This window comes from Pseudooctadecabacter sp., assembly GCF_020627745.1.
GTDB lineage: Bacteria > Pseudomonadota > Alphaproteobacteria > Rhodobacterales > Rhodobacteraceae > Octadecabacter.
In genome coordinates this window covers 1-18965 of record NZ_JAHDGE010000019.1, presented here as the reverse complement: position 1 = coordinate 18965, position 18965 = coordinate 1, and the positions used below count along the sequence as shown (strand labels likewise).

General features: G+C 63.2%; 15 protein-coding genes. 11 read left to right on the top strand and 4 right to left on the bottom strand.

The genetic code is table 11. The annotated features are described in order from the left end of the window. Positions 1 to 4: 4 nt before the first annotated feature. The 6 genes from QZ653_RS09115 to QZ653_RS09090 all read left to right on the top strand — a co-directional run bounded on the left by QZ653_RS09115 (position 5) and on the right by QZ653_RS09090 (position 6988). Positions 5 to 910: a LysR family transcriptional regulator gene (locus QZ653_RS09115; protein WP_296419738.1), complete on the top strand. Its 906-nt coding sequence runs from the start codon at positions 5 to 7 to the stop codon at positions 908 to 910. Between the two features lie 90 nt (positions 911 to 1000). Beyond that, positions 1001 to 1468, top strand: a complete 468-nt coding sequence (locus QZ653_RS09110; protein ID WP_296419736.1) for a formate dehydrogenase subunit gamma — start codon at positions 1001 to 1003, stop codon at positions 1466 to 1468. Then, positions 1465 to 2982: a formate dehydrogenase beta subunit gene (locus QZ653_RS09105; RefSeq protein ID WP_296419734.1), complete on the top strand. Its 1518-nt coding sequence runs from the start codon at positions 1465 to 1467 to the stop codon at positions 2980 to 2982. The genes QZ653_RS09110 and QZ653_RS09105 overlap by 4 nt, the downstream gene beginning before the upstream one ends. Positions 2983 to 3079: 97 nt before the next feature. Then, on the top strand, positions 3080 to 5992 hold the full coding sequence (gene fdhF, locus QZ653_RS09100; RefSeq protein ID WP_296419732.1) for a formate dehydrogenase subunit alpha: 2913 nt from the start codon (positions 3080 to 3082) through the stop codon (positions 5990 to 5992). A gap of 29 nt (positions 5993 to 6021) precedes the next feature. Further along, a complete protein-coding gene (fdhD, locus tag QZ653_RS09095) occupies positions 6022 to 6780 on the top strand; it encodes a formate dehydrogenase accessory sulfurtransferase FdhD (protein ID WP_296419730.1) in 759 nt (252 codons plus the stop codon). After that, positions 6770 to 6988, top strand: a complete 219-nt coding sequence (locus QZ653_RS09090) for a formate dehydrogenase subunit delta (protein ID WP_296419728.1) — start codon at positions 6770 to 6772, stop codon at positions 6986 to 6988. Before fdhD ends, QZ653_RS09090 begins: the two co-directional genes overlap by 11 nt. A gap of 95 nt (positions 6989 to 7083) precedes the next feature. Here QZ653_RS09090 and QZ653_RS09085 read toward each other — a convergent pair whose 3' ends face one another. The 3 genes from QZ653_RS09085 to QZ653_RS09075 all read right to left on the bottom strand — a co-directional run bounded on the left by QZ653_RS09085 (position 7084) and on the right by QZ653_RS09075 (position 13166). Beyond that, positions 7084 to 10443, bottom strand: coding sequence for an error-prone DNA polymerase (locus QZ653_RS09085; protein ID WP_296419727.1), 3360 nt, complete (start codon positions 10441 to 10443; stop codon positions 7084 to 7086). Between the two features lie 107 nt (positions 10444 to 10550). Beyond that, entirely contained in the window at positions 10551 to 12422 is a 1872-nt protein-coding gene (locus tag QZ653_RS09080) for a Y-family DNA polymerase (RefSeq protein WP_366933080.1), read from the bottom strand. Between the two features lie 63 nt (positions 12423 to 12485). Continuing rightward, a complete protein-coding gene (locus QZ653_RS09075; protein WP_296419725.1) occupies positions 12486 to 13166 on the bottom strand; it encodes an ImuA family protein in 681 nt (226 codons plus the stop codon). Positions 13167 to 13316: 150 nt separating this feature from the next. Here QZ653_RS09075 and QZ653_RS09070 point away from each other — a divergent pair, with 150 nt between their 5' ends. Genes QZ653_RS09070 through QZ653_RS09055 form a run of 4 tightly spaced genes read left to right on the top strand, consistent with a single transcriptional unit; the run spans position 13317 to position 17284 of the window. After that, positions 13317 to 14273 (top strand): hypothetical protein, encoded by a 957-nt coding sequence (locus QZ653_RS09070; protein ID WP_296419723.1) that lies wholly within the window; start codon positions 13317 to 13319, stop codon positions 14271 to 14273. Continuing rightward, on the top strand, positions 14266 to 15132 hold the full coding sequence (locus QZ653_RS09065) for a HesA/MoeB/ThiF family protein (RefSeq protein WP_296419721.1): 867 nt from the start codon (positions 14266 to 14268) through the stop codon (positions 15130 to 15132). The genes QZ653_RS09070 and QZ653_RS09065 overlap by 8 nt, the downstream gene beginning before the upstream one ends. Further along, positions 15132 to 16319, top strand: a complete 1188-nt coding sequence (locus tag QZ653_RS09060) for a hypothetical protein (protein ID WP_296419718.1) — start codon at positions 15132 to 15134, stop codon at positions 16317 to 16319. Before QZ653_RS09065 ends, QZ653_RS09060 begins: the two co-directional genes overlap by 1 nt. 29 nt (positions 16320 to 16348) lie before the next feature. Next, complete coding sequence (locus tag QZ653_RS09055) at positions 16349 to 17284, top strand: hypothetical protein (protein WP_296419716.1); 936 nt, start codon at positions 16349 to 16351, stop codon at positions 17282 to 17284. Here QZ653_RS09055 and QZ653_RS09050 read toward each other — a convergent pair. Then, positions 17281 to 18594, bottom strand: a complete 1314-nt coding sequence (locus QZ653_RS09050; RefSeq protein WP_412766005.1) for a cytochrome-c peroxidase — start codon at positions 18592 to 18594, stop codon at positions 17281 to 17283. The genes QZ653_RS09055 and QZ653_RS09050 overlap by 4 nt on opposite strands. Here QZ653_RS09050 and QZ653_RS09045 point away from each other — a divergent pair. Further along, positions 18580 to 18965, top strand: a 386-nt coding sequence (locus QZ653_RS09045) for a tetratricopeptide repeat protein (protein ID WP_296419712.1), incomplete at its 3' end; no start/stop codon positions are given. The genes QZ653_RS09050 and QZ653_RS09045 overlap by 15 nt on opposite strands.

Genomic DNA, 18965 nt, shown 5'->3' with positions numbered 1-18965 from the left:
CCTCATGATCGACAAACTGGAAATGTTCATTGCGCTGGCGCGGGAAGAACACTTTGGCCGTGCGGCTGCCGCCCAAGGGGTGACGCAGCCCACCTTGTCGGCGGCGATCAAACAGCTTGAGGACCAGTTGGGCGTGATGCTGGTCTGGCGCGGGTCGCGGTATCAGGGGCTGACGCCGGAAGGCCAGCGCGCACTGGATTGGGCGCGGCGGATTGTGGGGGATGCGCGGTCCTTGAGGCAGGAAATGCGCGCCGCACGGGAGGGTCTGTCAGGCGACATTCGTCTGGCGGTGATCCCCACGGCGCTGACGGTGGTGGCCGATCTGACCGAAGGGTTTACCGACAAACACCCCAACGTGCGCTTTTCGGTGCAATCCAAAACCTCCATTGAGATATTGGAGATGCTGGAGAACTTGGAGATCGACGCAGGGCTGACATACCTCGACAATGAACCGCTGGGCCGTGTGACCACGGTGCCGATCTATGCGGAACGCTATGTTTTGGTGGCACGCTCCGGTCATCCGCTGTTGGCGGGACCGGTGGCATGGGGTGATCTGGGGGACGTGCCGCTGTGTCTGCTGACACCCGATATGCAGAACCGCCGGATCATCAACCAGCACATGGCCGAGGCGGGCGTCGCGGTGGAACCCCAGATCGAATCAACCTCTGTCGTGGTGCTGGTCAGCCATGTTTTGCGGTCCAACTGGGCCACCATCTTGCCCGTCCGTGCGGCCGAGATTTTTCTGGCGGGCGACGATTTGGGATCGGTCCCCCTGGTCAAACCGGATGCGAGCCACACCGTGGGCCTTGTCGCCCCCCACAGAGAGCCGTTTACCCCTGTCCTGACAGCCCTTTTGGATCGTGCACGGACCTTGTCGGATATTCCAGCGGCGATCCCGACCGGTCGATAGGATGCGTCTATCGTTTCACGAAATAACGATATTGATTACCCCTGTGAAAAAACCCATTAAGGCGGCACGCACAGCAAAGGACCGCCCGCCATGGCCGATACCCAGACCACACAAACCATGCAGCACATTCTTGCGCGCCATAAGGGCCAAGAGGGGCCGTTGCTGCCGATCCTGCATTCGGTGCAGGCAGAGTTCGGGTTTATCCCCGGTGATGTGGTCCAGATCATTGCCGATGACCTGAACATCACCCGCGCCGAAGTGCATGGTGTCATCACCTTTTATCACGACTTCCGCGATGCCCCTGCGGGCAAACATATCGTCAAGATTTGCCGCGCTGAGGCCTGTCAGGCCGTGGGCGGCAACGCGATTTCAGAACGTGCGTTCGAAAAGCTGGGCGTGGGCTGGCATGGCACCACGACCAATGGGGCCGTGACGTTGGAGCCTGTCTATTGTCTTGGCCTGTGCGCCTGCGGTCCGGCCGCGATGGTCGACAACAAAGTCGTGGGCCGTGTGGATGCCGACAAGCTGGACAGGCTTTTGCAGGAGGCAGGCGCATGAAGATTTACGTCCCCCTCGACAGTGCCGCCAAGGCGCTGGGTGCCTGTGATGTGGCCGCCACGATCCGCAGCGAAGCTGCGACCCGCGGCCTGGATGTTGAGATCATCCGCAACGGCACGCGCGGCATGATCTGGCTGGAGCCGCTGGTTGAAGTCGAAACGCCTGAAGGCCGCGTGGGCTACGGCGCGGTGGATGTGGCCGATGTGCCCGCGTTGCTGGACGGCAAACTGGCCAGCCTCGGTCTGGTGGACGATCTGGACTGGATGAAAGGCCAGACCCGTCTGACGTTCCAGCGCTGCGGCGTGATCGACCCGTTGTCATTGAGCGATTATGAAGCCCACGGCGGTCTGGCCGGTCTGCGCCGCGCCATTGCCATGACGGCGGCGGAGGTGGTGGACGAGGTCACGACCTCCGGCCTGCGCGGGCGCGGCGGTGCGGGCTTCCCCACAGGCATCAAATGGAACACGGTGCTGGGGGCCAAGGCCGATCAGAAATACATCGTCTGCAACGCAGACGAAGGCGACAGCGGCACGTTTGCGGACCGGATGATCATGGAGGGCGATCCCTTCACCCTGATCGAAGGCATGGTGATTGCGGGTCTCGCCGTCGAGGCGACACGCGGTTATGTCTATCTGCGGTCCGAATATCCCGACGCCATTGATGTGATGGAAGAGGCCGTGCGGATTGCGCGGGCGGCAGGTGTATTGGGCGCGGATGTTCTGGGCTCAGGGCGGGCATTTGACATGGAAATCCGCGTGGGTGCGGGGGCCTATGTCTGCGGTGAGGAAACATCGCTGCTCAATTCGCTGGAAGGCAAGCGCGGCGTGGTGCGTGCCAAGCCGCCACTGCCTGCGTTGGAAGGGTTTCTGGGCAAGCCCACGGTCGTGAACAACGTGATTTCGCTGGCAACGGTGCCGGTCATTCTGGAGAAGGGCGCGCAGCATTATGCGGAGTTCGGGTTGGGCCGGTCCAAGGGCACGATCCCCATTCAGATTGCAGGCAATGTGAAGTTTGGCGGGCTTTATGAGACAGCATTTGGCATGCCTTTGGGCGATCTGGTGGACAAAGTGGCCGGTGGCACGCTGTCGGGCCGTCCGGTGAAAGCGGTTCAGGTGGGCGGGCCTTTGGGGGCCTATATGCCGCGTGAAAAATTCGACACGCCCTTTGGCTATGAGGAGTTCGACGGGCAAGGCGGGTTGATCGGCCACGCCGGTCTGGTGGTGTTCGACGACAGTGCCGACATGCGCGGCATGGCGCGGTTTGCGATGGAATTCTGCGCCGTCGAAAGTTGTGGCAAGTGTACGCCGTGCCGCATTGGTGCCGTGCGCGGGGTCGAGACGATTGACCGGATCGGGCAGGGGGACGGCGCGGCGGTCGCGTTGTTGGAAGACCTCTGTGAGACCATGAAGGACGGCAGCCTGTGCGCGTTAGGCGGGTTCACGCCTTATCCGGTTTTGTCGGCGCTGCGGGCTTTTCCCGAAGACTTCAACATGGTGCGCGAGGCGGCGGAGTGATGTTTGGATCGAATTTACTGCGTAAATCCGACCGGGCGGGGGCCAGCCCCCGCACCCCCGGAGTTGTATTGGCCAAGATGAATAAAGGAGCGACGTCATGAAGGATTTTATCATTCCAACCCGTTTGGCCAATGGCGACATTGACATGGGCACGCCTGCGTCGAAATCCGATGTGATGGTGACGCTGACGATTGACGGCTTTGATGTGACGGTGCCCGAGGGCACGTCGGTGATGCGGGCCTCGGCTGAGGCTGGCATTCAGGTGCCCAAGCTGTGTGCATCAGACAACCTTGAGGCTTTCGGGTCGTGTCGGTTGTGCGTGGTCGAGATTGAGGGGCGGCGCGGCACGCCTGCGTCCTGCACCACGCCGGTGATGGACGGGATGGTGGTGACCACGCAATCGAGCAAGGTGAAGAAAATTCGCAAAGGCGTGATGGAGCTGTATATCTCCGATCACCCGCTGGATTGCCTGACCTGTGCGGCCAATGGCGATTGCGAGTTGCAGGATATGGCCGGCATGGTTGGCCTGCGTGATGTGCGCTATGAGGCCCCTAAAGGCGGGTCCTTGGCGAACCATTTTGAGGCGCGGTCTGACGCGGGCGCGCCCAATGCGCAGTTCATCCCCAAGGATGACAGCAACCCCTATTTCACCTATGATCCGGCCAAGTGCATCGTCTGTAGCCGCTGCGTGCGCGCCTGCGAAGAGGTGCAGGGCACTTTCGCACTGACCATTGAAGGCAGCGGCTTCAACAGCCGCGTGTCTGCCGGTGCGGCGGGCGATGATTTTATGGCGTCCGATTGCGTGTCCTGCGGGGCCTGCGTACAGGCCTGCCCGACGGCGACCTTGCAGGAAAAATCCGTGATCGAGATGGGCACGCCGGAACGGTCTGTCATCACCACCTGCGCCTATTGCGGAGTGGGCTGTTCGTTCAAGGCGGAGCTGAACGGCGATGAGCTGGTGCGCATGGTGCCGTATAAGCACGGCGAGGCGAACCGTGGCCATTCCTGCGTCAAAGGCCGCTTTGCCTGGGGCTATGCCAACCATTCCGACCGGATCCTGAACCCGATGATCCGCGACAAGGTCACCGACCCGTGGCGCGAAGTGTCCTGGGACGAGGCGATCAGCTACACCGCCACCAAGCTGCGCGATCTGCAGGCCAGACATGGCGTGAAATCCATCGGCGGGATCACATCGTCGCGCTGCACCAATGAAGAGACGTATTTGGTGCAAAAGATGATCCGCAGCACCTTTGGCAACAACAACACCGACACCTGCGCGCGGGTGTGTCATTCGCCCACAGGCTACGGGCTCAAGACGACGTTTGGGACCTCAGCAGGGACGCAAAACTTTGATTCCGTTGAAGAAACCGATGTGGTCATCATCATTGGCGCGAACCCCACGGACGGCCATCCGGTGTTCGCATCCCGCCTGAAAAAGCGTTTGCGTCAGGGTGCGAAGCTGATCGTGATCGACCCGCGCCGCACCGACATTGTGCGCAGCGCCCATATCGAGGCGCAACATCACCTGCCGCTGTTGCCGGGCACGAATGTGGCTGTCTTGTCCTCGATCGCCCATGTGATCGTGACCGAAGGCCTGATGGATGAGGCGTTTATCCGCGAACGTTGTGACTGGGATGAATTCGCCCATTACGCCGAATTCATCTCCGATCCGCGCCATGCGCCCGAAGCGACGGCCATGTTGACCGGCGTGGACGCAGGAGAGCTGCGTGCGGCGGCCAAGCTATTCGCCACGGGTGGCAACGGGTCGATCTATTACGGCCTCGGCGTGACCGAACATTCCCAAGGCTCCACCACCGTTATGGCCATCGCGAACCTCGCGATGATGACCGGCAATCTGGGCCGCAACGGCGTGGGCGTGAACCCGCTGCGCGGGCAAAACAACGTGCAGGGGGCCTGCGACATGGGGTCCTTCCCCCATGAATTGCCCGGCTACCGCCATGTCAGCGATGACGCCACACGTGAGGTATTCGAAGCGATCTGGGGCACCAAGGTCGACCCCGAACCGGGCCTGCGTATCCCCAACATGTTGGACGCTGCCGTCGATGGCACGTTCAAGGGCATCTACATTCAGGGCGAGGATATCCTGCAGTCGGACCCCGACACCAAACATGTCAAGGCGGGGCTGGAAGCGATGGAGTGTGTCATCGTCCATGACCTGTTCCTGAACGAGACGGCGAACTACGCCCATGTGTTCCTGCCCGGATCGACCTTCCTTGAAAAGGACGGCACGTTTACCAACGCCGAACGCCGCATCAACCGCGTGCGCAAGGTCATGGCGCCCAAAAACGGCTATGCGGATTGGGAAATCACCATGATGCTGGCCAATGCCATGGGCTCCGGTTGGACCTACACGCATCCGTCCCAGATCATGGACGAAATCGCGGCCACGACGCCTGGGTTCGCCAATGTGAATTACGAGATGTTGGAGGTCCGCGGGTCCGTCCAGTGGCCCTGCAATGACGACAAACCCGATGGCTCCCCCATCATGCACATCGACGGGTTTGCGCGCGGCAAGGGGCAGTTCATCATCACCGAATATGTGGCCACGGACGAACGCACCGGCCCACGGTTTCCGCTGCTGCTGACCACGGGGCGCATTCTGTCGCAATACAACGTCGGCGCGCAGACGCGGCGGACGGATAACACTGTCTGGCATGAGGAAGACCTGCTGGAAATCCACCCCCACGACGCTGAGGTGCGCGGCATCCGCGATGGCCAGTACGTGCGTCTGGCCAGCCGCGCGGGTGAGACGTCTCTCAGGGCACAGATCACGGACCGCGTGTCGCCCGGTGTGGTCTATACGACCTTCCACCACCCGGACACACAGGCCAATGTCATCACCACGGATTACTCCGACTGGGCTACAAACTGCCCTGAATACAAGGTGACTGCGGTGCAGGTCGCACTGTCCAACGGTCCGTCCGATTGGCAGGAAGACTACACCGCGCAGGCGGAACAATCGCGTCGCATCCTTCCGGCAGCCGAGTGACCGGCGCGCGCGCAACCACCGCTCACGTGGTGAGCAACGGTCGCGCGCGAAAGGCCAGCCGCGCGCTGCCGGAAGAGGTGCCTGTGGCGCTGGTCTACAACGGCACCACGCAGGCCGTGATGATGGCGACCCCCGGTGATCTGGAGGATTTCGGGCGCGGATTTACCCGTACCGAAGGCTTGGGTGAGGTTGAAAGTATCGAGGTCGTGACCCATCCCAAAGGTATCGAGGTGCAGATGTGGCTGCCGGACGCGCAGGCGGAGGCATTGGCCAGCCGCAGGCGGGCCATGGCGGGCCCTGTGGGGTGTGGCCTGTGCGGGATCGACAGCCTTGAGGAGGCGGACCGCGCTGTGCCCAAGGTCGCAGCTGAGTTGACGCTGACCGCGCCTCAAATCGCAAATGCGATGGCAGCCCTGCGGGCGGGGCAAGCGCTGCATGATCGGACCCGTGCGGTGCATGGCGCGGGCTTTTTCGAACCGGATCAAGGGCTTGTGACTGTTCGCGAAGATGTCGGGCGCCACAATGCATTGGACAAACTGATCGGCGCGACACCTGATACCACAGCCGGGGCGATTGTCCTGACCTCGCGCGTCTCGGTCGAAATGGTGCAAAAGGCGGCGATGGCGGGCGCGCCTGTGGTCCTCGCTGTCTCAGCCCCTACAACCTTGGCCGTCGAGACGGCCGAGGCCGCCGATATCACCCTCGTCGCCCTTGCGCGCGACGACACCTTTGAAATCTTCACCCATCCCCACCGTATTCACACCGAGGACGCCACCGATGTCGCCTGACAAAATGGTCCGCATGGCCAACCAGATCGCCACGTTTTTCGAAACCCAGCCGGACGCCGACAAGGCGCAGCGCGTGGCCGATCACCTGAAAGAATTCTGGGAGCCGCGGATGCTGGATCAACTGGCCGCCCATCTTGATGCAGGCGGTGACGGCCTGAGCCCGCTGGCCCTGGAGGGTGCGCAAAGGGTCGTGAAAACCACAGCCTGATTTCTCTGGTTCTCAAATACCTCCGCCGGAGGCCAAATTTTCGTCAGAAAATTTGCACCCGCCGTCCGCAGGACCCGATCGAAGATCGTCCCGCCTCAGTGAAAATCACGGCTTTTCGGAATGATCTGTACATCGCGGGGGTGGCGCGATGACGTGGACGGCAAAGGGCTGACGACGTGATCGGCCCGCGCCACCGTTGTGGGCATCGCATCCGCTGACAGGGCCAATAGGGCGTCCGACCGGTCCTCCAGACGTTCCGCCACCACGTGAATCACATCCACATCGCGCTGCACATAGCCATGGATCACGATCAGACGCGATTGCATGATGATTTTGCGGTACGCCTCCATCACCTTGGGCCAGATCACCAGATTGGCCACCCCGTGTTCGTCCTCGATGGTGATGAAACAGACGCCTTTGGCCGATCCGGGCCGCTGGCGGATCAGCACCAGCCCCGCCATCGACACCTTCCGCCAGCCGCCCATGTCTTTCAGCTGCCCGCAATCGGTGTAACCTTGCCCGGCCAAAGACCGGCGCAAAAACGCCATGGGATGTTTTTTCAGGCTCAGCCGCAGGGTCTGGTAATCGGCCACCACCTGTTCGCTGACAGGCATTTCCGGCAAGGCCACGGGGGCCTCCGCCCCCTCATCGCGCGCCTCTTGGAACAGCGGCAAATCAGGCGCGTCGCGCAGCGCTTTGGCGTCCCAGAGCGCCTGACGGCGGTCCAGAAACATGGATCGCAGGGCATCGGCTTCGGCCAGTCGGCGCACGTGCGGGGCGGTCAGCCCTGCGCGGTCTTGCAGGTCTTTCAGATCGCGGTAGGGCGCATCGCGGGCCGCGATCAGGCGGGCGGCGGCGTCTTCGCGGAAGCCTGTGATCTGGCGCAGCCCCAGCCGGAGGGCGTAGCGCCCGGTGGGATCGGTGGGATTTGAGTTTTTCTGGCCAGATGAAGAGGGGACGTGGTATCCGGTCAGCGGCTCCAGCGTGCTGTCCCAATGGGAATAATTCACATCCGGCGGGCGGACCTCGACCCCGTGTTCGCGGGCATCGCGGACCAGCTGTGCGGGGGCGTAAAACCCCATGGGTTGGGAGTTCAGCAAGGCTGCACAAAAGGCATCGGGGTAGTGGCATTTCAGCCAGCTGGATACATAGACCAGCAGCGCGAAAGACGCGGCATGGCTTTCGGGAAAGCCGTATTCGCCAAAGCCCTTGATCTGGTCGAAACAGCGGCGCGCGAAGTCTTCGTCGTAGCCGCGCCGCATCATCCGGCCCACCATCTTTTCCTGCAACAGTTCAATCGTGCCGCGGGACCGGAAGGTCGCCATGGCCTTGCGCAGCTCGTTGGCTTCCGCGGGGGAGAATTCTGCCGCCTCGATGGCGATCTTCATGGCCTGTTCCTGAAAGATCGGCACGCCCAGGGTGCGGCCAAGGATGTTCTTCAACTCAGCCGGATCATGGGGGGCGCCAGGGGCGGGATAGATCACCTGTTCCTCCCCGTTGCGGCGGCGCAGATAGGGGTGGACCATGTCGCCCTGAATGGGGCCGGGGCGGACGATGGCGACCTCGATCACCAGATCATAGAACCGGCGCGGGCGCAGGCGCGGCAGCATGTTGATCTGGGCGCGGCTTTCCACCTGAAAGACGCCGATGCTGTCGCCGCGGCACAGCATGTCATAGACGCGCGGGTCTTCCTGCGGGGTGGTCGCAAGGGTCAGGTCGCGCCCGTACTGCTTTGATATCATGTCGAAACATTTGCGGATGCAGGTCAGCATCCCCAGCGCCAGAATATCGACCTTCAGGATGCCAAGTGCGTCGATATCGTCCTTGTCCCATTCAATAAATGTCCGGTCCGCCATGGCCCCGTTGCCGATGGGCACCGTTTCCGTCAGGGGGCGTTCGGTCAGGATAAACCCGCCCACATGCTGGCTCAGGTGACGCGGCATCCCGATCAATTGCCCCGCCAACAAAATCGTCCGCCTGAGCAGCGGATCGGACATATCAAGACCGGCCTCCTTGGCATGGTCTCCGTCCACATCCTTGCCCCAGCTGCCCCAGATCGTCTTGGCCAGCGCACCGGTCACATCCTCGCTGAGGCCCATGACCTTGCCCACTTCACGGATGGCGGACCGGGGGCGGTAGTGGATCACCGTGGCACAAAGCCCTGCGCGGTCGCGGCCGTATTTCTGATAGATATGCTGGATCACCTCCTCGCGGCGTTCATGTTCGAAATCCACGTCGATATCGGGCGGCTCTTTGCGTTCTTCGCTGATAAAGCGTTCAAACAGCAGGCTGTGCTGCGCGGGATCCACGGCTGTGATCCCCAGCACATAGCAGACGGCGGAATTGGCCGCCGACCCGCGCCCCTGACACAGGATTTCGGGCTGGGCCACGTGGCGGGCATAGTGGATGATGTCGTGGATGGTCAGAAAATACCGCGCAATATCAAGCTTTTCGATCATCGCCAGTTCCTTGGCCAAAACGGCCTTCGTCGCCTCGGCCACGCCGTCCGGATAGCGCCAGGCGGCCCCCTCCCATGTCAGCTTTTCCAGATAGGCCTGGGGTGTCATGTCTGTGGGGATCACCTCACGGGGGTATTCGTAGGCCAGTTCACCCAGATCAAAGGTGATGGCATCGGCCACGGCGCGGGTGGCGGCGATGGCATGGGGCCACTGGCGGAACAGGCGTTCCATGTCTGCGGGGGATTTGAGGTGGCGTTCGGCGTTGGGTTCCAACCGGCTGCCAGCCTCGGTCAGGGTGCAATGGTCGCGGATGCAGGTCATGATGTCCTGCAAGGGGCGACGCTCGGGCGCGTGGTACAACACGTCATTGGTGGCCAGCAGACGCAGCCCATGACGCCGCGCCAGCGCGTCAGTCCGGTTGATGCGCAGCGCATCATCGCCCCGGTAAAGGTAGGAGGCCGCCAGATAGCCCAAGGACGGCAGCGCCTTGCACAGCCGGGCCAACCCGCGCCCGTACGTCTGCACATCCTCAGAGGGCACAGCAATCAGGATCAGCCCCTCTTGGTGGGCGGCCAGATCGCCCAATGTCAGATCACACGCACCTTTGGCCTGCCAGTTGCCATCCCTGTCGGTCATCCGGCCCTTGGAAATCAGCTGTGACAACCGCCCATAGGCGGCACGGTCGCGGGGGTAGGCCAGAAAGGCCTCACCGGTGATCAGCTCGATCCGCGCGCCAATCAGCGGACGCAGCTTGGCCTTGCGCGCCTCGCCCCAGATGCGCACGACGCCCGCCAGCGTGTTCAGGTCCGCCACCGCGATGCAGTCATAGCCCAGCGACCAAGCCTCGGACGCCAGATCCACGGCATCCGATGCGCCACGCAGAAAGGAAAAACAGCTGAACATCCCCAACTCGACATAGGACGCCTTGACGTTGGGCGTGAACACCCCGTCCTCGGGCAGGGTGCGGCGCGGATGCTGATGGTCATTCTCGGGCATGTGTCACTGCCCCGCGCCCTGTTTCGTTTTGCCAAAAATACTCAAAAAAGCGCCGCGCAGCGGCGCGCGCCCCGCCTGCCGCAGGCACCGATCGCAGATCGTCCCCCTCATGCGAACAATCCTTGCACACACCAGCGGGGTGCACCGCCGCGACCATCGCCCACCACGCCTTCGCGAAACAGCCAGTACCGGCACCCGTGCTGGTCCTCGATCCGGTAATAATCGCGCAACCGCGTGCCGGGGCGGTCGGCCCACCATTCGGGCGCGATCCGTTCGGGGCCTTCAAACCGGACCACTTTATGGGTCTGACGCCGCCACATGAACTGGGCGGGCGGGCCTTCAGGCACGGCATAAAGGACGCGGATATCCTCGGGGGGCTGCAACAGGCGCAAGGGGCGCGGGCGTGGATGAGCGGGCAGGGGGGCGGCATCGGGGGCCATGGCGGGATGCCAGCCTTCGCGGCGTTCGGGGATGTGACTGTCGCGCGGGGCGGGGCGGCGGATGTTGTCCGCACCGAACTTGGCCGACAGGCGGTCCACCAGACGGGCCAGTTCCGTGCCCTCATCGCTGCCGCCTTCGATGCGGGTTTGCACGACATCGACGTGTTCGACGACACTGGCCTCCAGCGTGATCAGATCGAAGCCGAAGCCGGGGTTCAACCGTTCCAGCTTGCCGTCAAACAGACGCAGGATGTGGGCTGCATCGCGGCTGGCTTGGGACGTGGCTGTGCCAATGCGGTCAACCTCCCCATCGGTGCGGTAAACAGTAAGGGTGATGCGCCGCGCGCCAAGACCTGCGGCATGCAGCCCTGCGCAAAGCTCTTGCGCCATATCGGGCAGGTGCGGTTCGGGGTCCATCACAGGTTCCGGCAGGCTGGACTGGACGCAGAATTGCGGCGGGTCATCAGGGCTTTGCAGGGGTTCGGCCATGCGGCCCATGAGTTGGTCCAGCCGCAGCAGAGGGTTCTGCACCAGTTCCGCCTTCTGGAACCGGCGCGCCAGCGACAGACGCGGCACATCGGCCAGTGCGCCCACGGTTTTCAGGCCGAGCCGTTTCAGGAGAAGCACCGTATCGGGGTGCAGCCGCAGGGCGCGCACGGGCAGGGGGGCGGTTTTGGTGGCAAGGTCCTGCGGTGCGCAGACCTCGCGCACGCCACCGCAGCGCGACAGCGCCCAGGCCGCGCCATGGGTGGGGGCGGTGGCCAGATCGGTTTCCAGCCCCAGCGTGGACAGCTTGCCTTCGATTTCGCGCAGCATCGCCGCCTCACCGCCCCACAGGTGGTCGGACCCGGTGGTGTCCATGACCAGCCCTGCAGGCCCGTCGACCGTGGACCACGGGCACCAGCGCCGCACCCACAGCATCAACCGCCCCAAGGCCGCGCGGTCGCCCCCCACATCGGCAAAGTCCACCCGCAGATCGGGCACCAGCGCGCGCATGTCCACCACCCGCGCGCCGATCCGGATGCCGTGCTGGTCGGCGGCGCGGTTGGTGGCATGGATGACGGGGCCGTGGGGGCCTTCGACGGCGAGGGCCACAGGCACCTCGGGCGGTGGGGCCTGACCCGCGCGGTCCATGTGCCACTGCCAGCGGTTCATGGAAAAGCGCGGAAAATGCAGCGCCGTGATGCGCCGGGCCAGAGGGTCTTTGGGGTCAGGCGGTGTGACTGCGCCTGCGGCGACACCCACCCGCCCGACCTTCGGGTCTAGGGGTGTTGTGGGCGTTGTGCTCGCCCGCCACCGAGGTGTGCTGGGCGGGATGCCCACGGGGGTGAACGCCTCCTCCGCCTGCGCATCGGGGGGCGGCAGGTCCGTGACGCTCAGGTCCACGGGCGGGGTGACCATCGCCTGGTGCAAAGCGGCGATGGCATGGGCCAGCATCTGGGCCGTGTCCTGTGACCTTTGGGGGGTGGCCCCTTGTGGTTTGGCGGGGCGGGGCGGCGTTGGAAAGGGCAGGACGGGCAGCTTGTCCTCCCCCCTCATTGTCGCGTGTGCCGAAGGTGCGGGGTTTTGAGTATTTCAGGCAAAACGAAACAGGGTGTGTGATCAGCCATAGCGTGCCCCTGCCTCTGTCTGGCCTTCGACGCGGTGGTCGAGGTGGAGTGTGCCGTCTTGCGCCCGTGCGACCCATTCGCCCGGTGTGCCCCAGCGGGAGCGGAACAGGTTGGCCTGCCACAGCGGCTGCCCCAGCGCGTGGATGTCATCGGGGTTGTGCATGGAGGCCAGTGAGGCCACGCGCCAGCGGGCGCGTGCCGCGCTGAGGTTGGCGGTGGCAGCACGGCGGATCAGCCATGCAGGGACTGCATGGGCCTCGGCCCGCAGGGCCAGCCGTTTGGAGGCGGTGAAATCCAGCGCAGGCGGATCGCCCCAGACCTCCCCCACGACCGCGCCCAAGGTGGAACAGCCCAAGCCCTGTTCCATCGCCCAGAGCACGTCAACGGGTTTGGAGACATCCACGCGCAGCACGTCGATGCCATGGGGCAGGCCCGCCATACAGATCACGCCCGCCTCCTTGCGGCTGATGCGGTCTGAAATCCACAAGACGGGGCCTTTGGTGATGTCGATCTGCGCCAGCATAAAACCCAAGGCCGCCGCATCTGTGGCTTTGTCGGCAAAGAGTTCGCGCAACGTGGGCTGGCTGTCGGCCTCGCCCTTGCGGCCAGCCGTTTCCGCCCGTTCCATCAACAGGTCGGTCGCGGATTTGGGCGGGGGCAGGGCGCTGCGCATGGGCGATTCCGTGATTAATGTTCCTGTTATGTTCTAGTTTTGGGTCGGGTGTCGGTCAAGGGGGTGTGCCCCATAAAGGTCAGGGTTTCCCCGCTTGTTCGCCCTGCTTGTCCTTCATAGGGTAGGGTTAATGACACAAGCCTTGCCTCCATGATTGCATCACTCCTCACATCCCTGCGCCGCGACCATATGGACGTGACCCTGCGCCACGGGCGCGGCCATGTGGTGCGGATCATGGAAAAGCCGGGGCGCTGGATGTCCGATGGGGATCTGGCCGCGCTGACGGCAGATCTGCGCGCCGTGGCGGCCAAAACGCTGGACGCCGGCACGCTGAGCTACGGTGTTTTTGCAGGCGACCGCGACCGGATGCGCGACACGATCGTGACCCTGGTCAGCACCAAGGACGGCACGCCTGTGGCCTTTAATGCGCTGGCGGTGATGACGATCGACACCCAGCCTGCGCCTGTGGATGTGTTGCATCTGGGGCTGGTGATGGTGGACCCCGATCAACGGTCGGGCGGGTTGTCTTGGGTGCTTTACGGGCTCACGTGTTTTTTGCTGTTCGTGCGCAATCAGTTCCGGCCCCTGTGGATGTCCAATGTCACGCAGGTGCCTGCGGTGGTGGGGATGGTCAGCCAGATGTTTTCCGACATTTGGCCTGCGCCGGACGCGGGGCGGCGGACGCTCACCCATGTGTTGATCGCGCGGGGCATCATGGCGCAGCACCGCCATGTCTTTGGCGTGGGGGACGATGCGGGGTTCGACGAGGACCGTTTTGTCATCACCAACGCCTACACCGGCGGGTCCGACGATCTGAAAAAGACGTGGGAGGCGGCGCCCAAGCACCGCGATGAGGTTTACAATACCTTTTGCGCCGATCAGCTCGATTACGACCGCGGCGATGACATCCTGCAACTGGGGCGCATGGATTTGCCCGCGATCCGCCGCTATCTGACGCGGGAGGTTCCGGCCAATGCCATCTTCGGTGTGCTGAGCACGGCGATCTACGTGGCGCTTGGGCGGCTGATCCTGCCGGTGCTCTACTGGTTCGACACGCGCCGTGCGTTTTCGATCCTGCGGCCCGCGCGCGAGGACCGTGATGTTTGATTATGCCACCTTTACCACCCGCAACATCGGTTTCGTCACCCCGCAGGAACAAGAAGCGCTGCGTGGTGCAACCGTCTTTGTCTGTGGCACCGGTGGCATGGGCGGGGCCTGCATTCTGGGGCTGGTGCGCGCAGGTGTGGGGCGGTTGATTATCGCGGATCTGGACGCGTTTGAGGTCAGCAACCTCAACCGGCAGGTCTTTTGTTTCATGGACACGGTGGATTGCCACAAGGCCGAAGCCACCGCCGCGATTGCCCGCACCATCAACCCCGAGGTTGAGATTGAAGTCTATCACGCCGATTGGACGGATCATGTGGATGATCTGATTTCCCGATCCGTGATCGTGGTAAACGGGACGGATGATCTGGGCGCATCGCTGCTTTTGTACCGGCGGGCGCGGGCTTTGGGTCGGGCGGTGGTGGATGCCTATGCCTCCCCCTTGCCGTCGGTTTATGTGACCACGCCGGATGCTGTGCCCCATGAGGTGCGGATGGGCTATCCGACTGTGGGAACGGCATGGGACCAGATCACGGATAGCCAGAGGTCTGAAGCATTTTTGAAGGAATCCGAATGGGTTGTGATCCATTCTTCATCCAGACACTACATTGATCTCGACATCGTGGGCGAGGTTGTGTCTGGCAAAAGGTCGCGGATGTCTTTTGCGCCGATGGTCATCACCACCGGCCAGTTGATGTGTTATGAGGTGATCAACGCAGCCCTTGGCCGCCCCCATGGCACCGACAATCGTGGTTACTTTTTCAACCCCTATGCCGCGCGGGTCGAACGGCCCAGACCGGCCCTGATCGCGGCCATGATGCGTCCGTTGGTGCGGCGGTTCCTGTCAAGGTTGATGGGCTGATGGGACCGTCCGAGATTGGCAATCTGTTCCTTTCTGCATCGGCTTTGGCGGGGCTGATGATCGTAAGTCACGTGATTTCGGCCCGCGATGCTTGGGCGCCATTGAACCGACGGTTCATCTTTGGGCTTCGGGTGATGATGCTTCTTTTTGCGGGACGGGCGTTGTTTATTCTGACGGATGTACAATTCTTCAGGTTTTTCATCCTGTTAGGGGCCTCTCTTATCCCGATATCCGTGTTGATCCTGACCGAAGGGCTGTTGCGCCGTCATGCGCCGCCGATGGCGAAACTGTGGGTTGCTGGGGGCACGGCTGTCTTTGCAGTGCTGTCCTTGTGGTGGCGTGACAGCATTGATCCGGCGCGTCTGGCGGGACTTATGGTGTTTCAGCTGAGCGGTTTTGCTATCGGCGGATGGATGGTCCTGCGCCGTGATCGCGCCAGCTTAACTGCTGCAGAAAACCGGTCGGTTGAGAGGATTGCCCTGTCTCTGGTCTTGCTGGTCCCCTTGGCGGCTGCGGATTTTCTGTTGGTATTTCTGGGGTTTCCGGCCCAAACCTCACCCTTGGGGGTGTTGTTCTTGTGCTGGCTGGCGGTGTCCCTCGGCCGGACGCATACGGGCCATCGCACACCTGTGGTGTCGTTCATGGCCATCGTGGTGGCGGCGGCGCTGTCCGGAACGGTGATTGCCTTTATGGTGCCGTTGACCACGGACGAGACGGTTCTGACGCTCGCTGTGGTTCTGGCGTCCCTTATGGTGGCGGTTCTGGTTGTCGAGGCGCAGAGCCTCAGGACCGAGGAGCAGTCACAGTCCTTGCTGCGCCATCTGGCCGAGGACCGGTCCCGCGATGGCATGGGGTTTTTGCGCGGCCTGCAATCGCATCCGTTGGTGGAGGGGGCTGTCCTTGTGTCAGCCGGTGATCTGGCCGGTCTGGACGGCCCTGTGTTGCGGCATGTTTTCGCGGTGCGCCCCGTCCTCAAACGCGCTGATCCGCCGTTCACGGACGGAACCGAAGGGGACCATATTGCGCACCTTTTCGGGTTGTTCGACGCGACCCATATCCTGCTGGCAGACGACGATCCGCTGACACTGGTGGCTGTGTCGATGCCGGCCCTTGCCGCGTCCCCCCGCGCAGAACTTGAATTGGCCGCTGTGCAACGCATGGCGCGATTGATGGCGATACCCCGATGATATCACAAGATATATTTGAAAACTGTGTCATGCGGGCCGCCCTTGCCCCGACGGTTCACAACACCCAGCCCGCGCGCTGGACGCGTGACGGCGACGTGATATCCCTGTTTTGTGATACCGACGTGGGATTGCAGGTGGGGGACCCCACGGGGCGCGATGCGGCCTTGTCGTGCGGCGCGGTTCTGGAGGGGATGGCGTTGGCCCTGTCCGCCCATGGTCTGGGCGCGCAGGTGACCGAAACAGGTCGGAACACCGCGCCCGGTCAGGGGCTTGTGCCTGTGGCGCATCTGACGGTGCGGGACGGGCCGGAGGACCGGTTGCATGCCCATCTGGAGGCGCGGTTCACATGGCGCGGGGCGTTCGAGGACGCCCCCCCCGTCCTTTACGGCTGGACCCGTTCCGACACGCGGTTTGTTTTGTCACAGGGAGAACGCGAATGGATCGCGGCGCGCAATGACGAGGCGAGCCTTGCCGTCATGGCCGATGGTGCCTTTCGGACGGAACTGGTCAACTGGATGCGCCTGTCCGACACCCATCCCCGGGCAGGCCGCGACGGGATGGACCGCGCGGCCCTGCAGATGACAGCGGCACAGGCGCGTCTGGTGCCTTGGGCGTTGGTGAAACTGTGGCCGGTCCTGTCGCGTCTGGGATTGGCAAAAACGCTTGTCTCCGAGGTTGAGGTAACTTCAAAATCACCTCTCATCGCGTTGTTTCATCGAGATATTTCAGAAAGCGCCGTGACGTCGGGGCGGGCGTATCTGCGCCTGTGTCTTGAGGCTGCGTCTCTTGGATTGGCGGGCTGGCCCATGGCCGCCCTGTCCGATCATCCCCCCACGTGCGATGCCGTCTATCGCCGGTTCGGGCTGCCACCGGACAGACGGTTTATTCAGGCGATCCGGTTTGGTCGCCCCACAGGTGCGGCCCCGCCGCGCGCGCGGCGGCCACTGGCGGAGGTGCTGCGTTAATCGACCGGCAATCCGCTGGGAACAACGTCGGGCCGCCCCAAGGGGCGGGTGTCGGCTGTGGCACCGGTGAGACTGTGTAAAAACGCTTCTATATCAGTGATTTCCGCATCAGAAAGCGCCACCGGATTGATGTCGAGGACTGCCGACTGACGGGCCATTTCGCGTGCGTCCTGCTGGATCACGAAATCCACACCCAGAAACCTGTCTGTCACGGGCAGGGCCGCCATGGCGGGCGTCCATGCGGCACGGGCGGCGGTGGGGTCCGCGTGGTGCCGGATCATGTCGCGCAGGGTCGGATAGGCCCCGTTGTGGCCATAAGGCGCGGTGAGGGCGACGTTGCGCAGGGACGGGGTGCGGAACCGGTAAGCATCTGATAACAGGTCCGTTTCTCCCATGCGGCCCACATCGCGGGGCATCTTGTCAAAGGTCCGCGTGCGGCCCGGCCCGAACGCAGGCAGGCCAAGGGCGTGAAACCCCTGATCGGTGAACAGGGGGCCGGAATGGCACGCGGCGCAGCGGGCTTCGCCAAAGAACAGCGCGCGGCCCCGTTCGGCGTCGTCGGGCAGGGGCGTTCCGGTGAGCCAAGCGTCATAGGGGCTGTCGAAACTTTGCCATTCGGAGGTGATGAACGCCCCCAGCGCATTGCCAATCTCGACGATGGTGATGTCCAGAGGTTCGTCAACGGTTTCAAAGGCTTGCGTGAACATCCTCACGTAGTCGGGTTCCGCGCGAATGCGGGCGGCGAGGATCGGCCAGGCCGCATCAATCCGGTCATGGGTGGCCCCTGCGATGTCGTTTTCACCGGGGTTGCCGGCCATTTCGAACTGGGCTGTCAGAGGGAACAGGGCCTGCGCCGCGACAATGTTGTCCAGACCTTGCGGCAGCCATTCTTCGGCGGGGGAATCGAAGCCGTTTCCGAACTGGTCCGAGACCTCCAACCGGCCATCGTGAAACAGCACGTCAACGGAATTATGCCCGAGATTCCAAAGGGCTGGCGCGTTTCTTGGCACCCGTTTGCGGATGTCGCCGATGGTGCGGTCCGGCCCCACGCCGGTGCCGCCTTCGCCGATCCCGAGGGACAAACCGTCACCGCCCGCGTGGTCGTGGTGGTGACAGGTGCCGCAGGAAATATTGCGGTTGCCGGAGAGGATTTTGTCGTAAAACAGCAGCTGGCCAATTCGCGCTTGCGCGGGGTCGGCATCCACGAAATCATCCAGAGAGATCGGGTCGGCAGCCACGCCCAAGGCCCCCCAAAAAAGGAGGCACACTGCGTGCACACCCTGTACACAACCCGTATGTACACGCGTCATACAATCCATGCCCTTACTTTGGCGGTTTTGGTGGCGCTGGCAAGTCCTGCGATGGCCGCTGATCTGGAGGAGGCCCGCGATCTGATGGAGGCGGGCGATTTTGTCGAGGCGCGCGCGATGTTCGAGGTTCTGGCAAGGTCCGGCAATGCGGATGCGGAGGAGCTGATCGGGGTGATGTATGCGCTGGGTCTGGGGGTGGAGCGCGACGACGAACGCGCGTTTGAATGGTATCTGCGCGCGTCCCTCAAAGGGCACCCCGGCGCGCAGTCGGGGCTGGGCTGGTATTACGAGATCGGGCGCGGTCTGCCGGAACCCGATCTGGTGCGCGCCTATCTGTGGTACGCCCTGTCGGCCATCGGCGGCGACGTGGA

Coding starts and splice junctions, on each gene's coding strand:
- QZ653_RS09115 (WP_296419738.1), top strand. CDS start 5: ATGATCGACAAACTGGAAATGTTCATTGCGCTGGCGCGGGAAGAACAC.
- QZ653_RS09110 (WP_296419736.1), top strand. CDS start 1,001: ATGGCCGATACCCAGACCACACAAACCATGCAGCACATTCTTGCGCGC.
- QZ653_RS09105 (WP_296419734.1), top strand. CDS start 1,465: ATGAAGATTTACGTCCCCCTCGACAGTGCCGCCAAGGCGCTGGGTGCC.
- fdhF (WP_296419732.1), top strand. CDS start 3,080: ATGAAGGATTTTATCATTCCAACCCGTTTGGCCAATGGCGACATTGAC.
- QZ653_RS09090 (WP_296419728.1), top strand. CDS start 6,770: ATGTCGCCTGACAAAATGGTCCGCATGGCCAACCAGATCGCCACGTTT.
- QZ653_RS09085 (WP_296419727.1), bottom strand. CDS start 10,443: ATGCCCGAGAATGACCATCAGCATCCGCGCCGCACCCTGCCCGAGGAC.
- QZ653_RS09080 (WP_366933080.1), bottom strand. CDS start 12,422: ATGAGGGGGGAGGACAAGCTGCCCGTCCTGCCCTTTCCAACGCCGCCC.
- QZ653_RS09075 (WP_296419725.1), bottom strand. CDS start 13,166: ATGCGCAGCGCCCTGCCCCCGCCCAAATCCGCGACCGACCTGTTGATG.
- QZ653_RS09070 (WP_296419723.1), top strand. CDS start 13,317: ATGATTGCATCACTCCTCACATCCCTGCGCCGCGACCATATGGACGTG.
- QZ653_RS09065 (WP_296419721.1), top strand. CDS start 14,266: ATGTTTGATTATGCCACCTTTACCACCCGCAACATCGGTTTCGTCACC.
- QZ653_RS09060 (WP_296419718.1), top strand. CDS start 15,132: ATGGGACCGTCCGAGATTGGCAATCTGTTCCTTTCTGCATCGGCTTTG.
- QZ653_RS09055 (WP_296419716.1), top strand. CDS start 16,349: ATGCGGGCCGCCCTTGCCCCGACGGTTCACAACACCCAGCCCGCGCGC.
- QZ653_RS09050 (WP_412766005.1), bottom strand. CDS start 18,594: ATGACGCGTGTACATACGGGTTGTGTACAGGGTGTGCACGCAGTGTGC.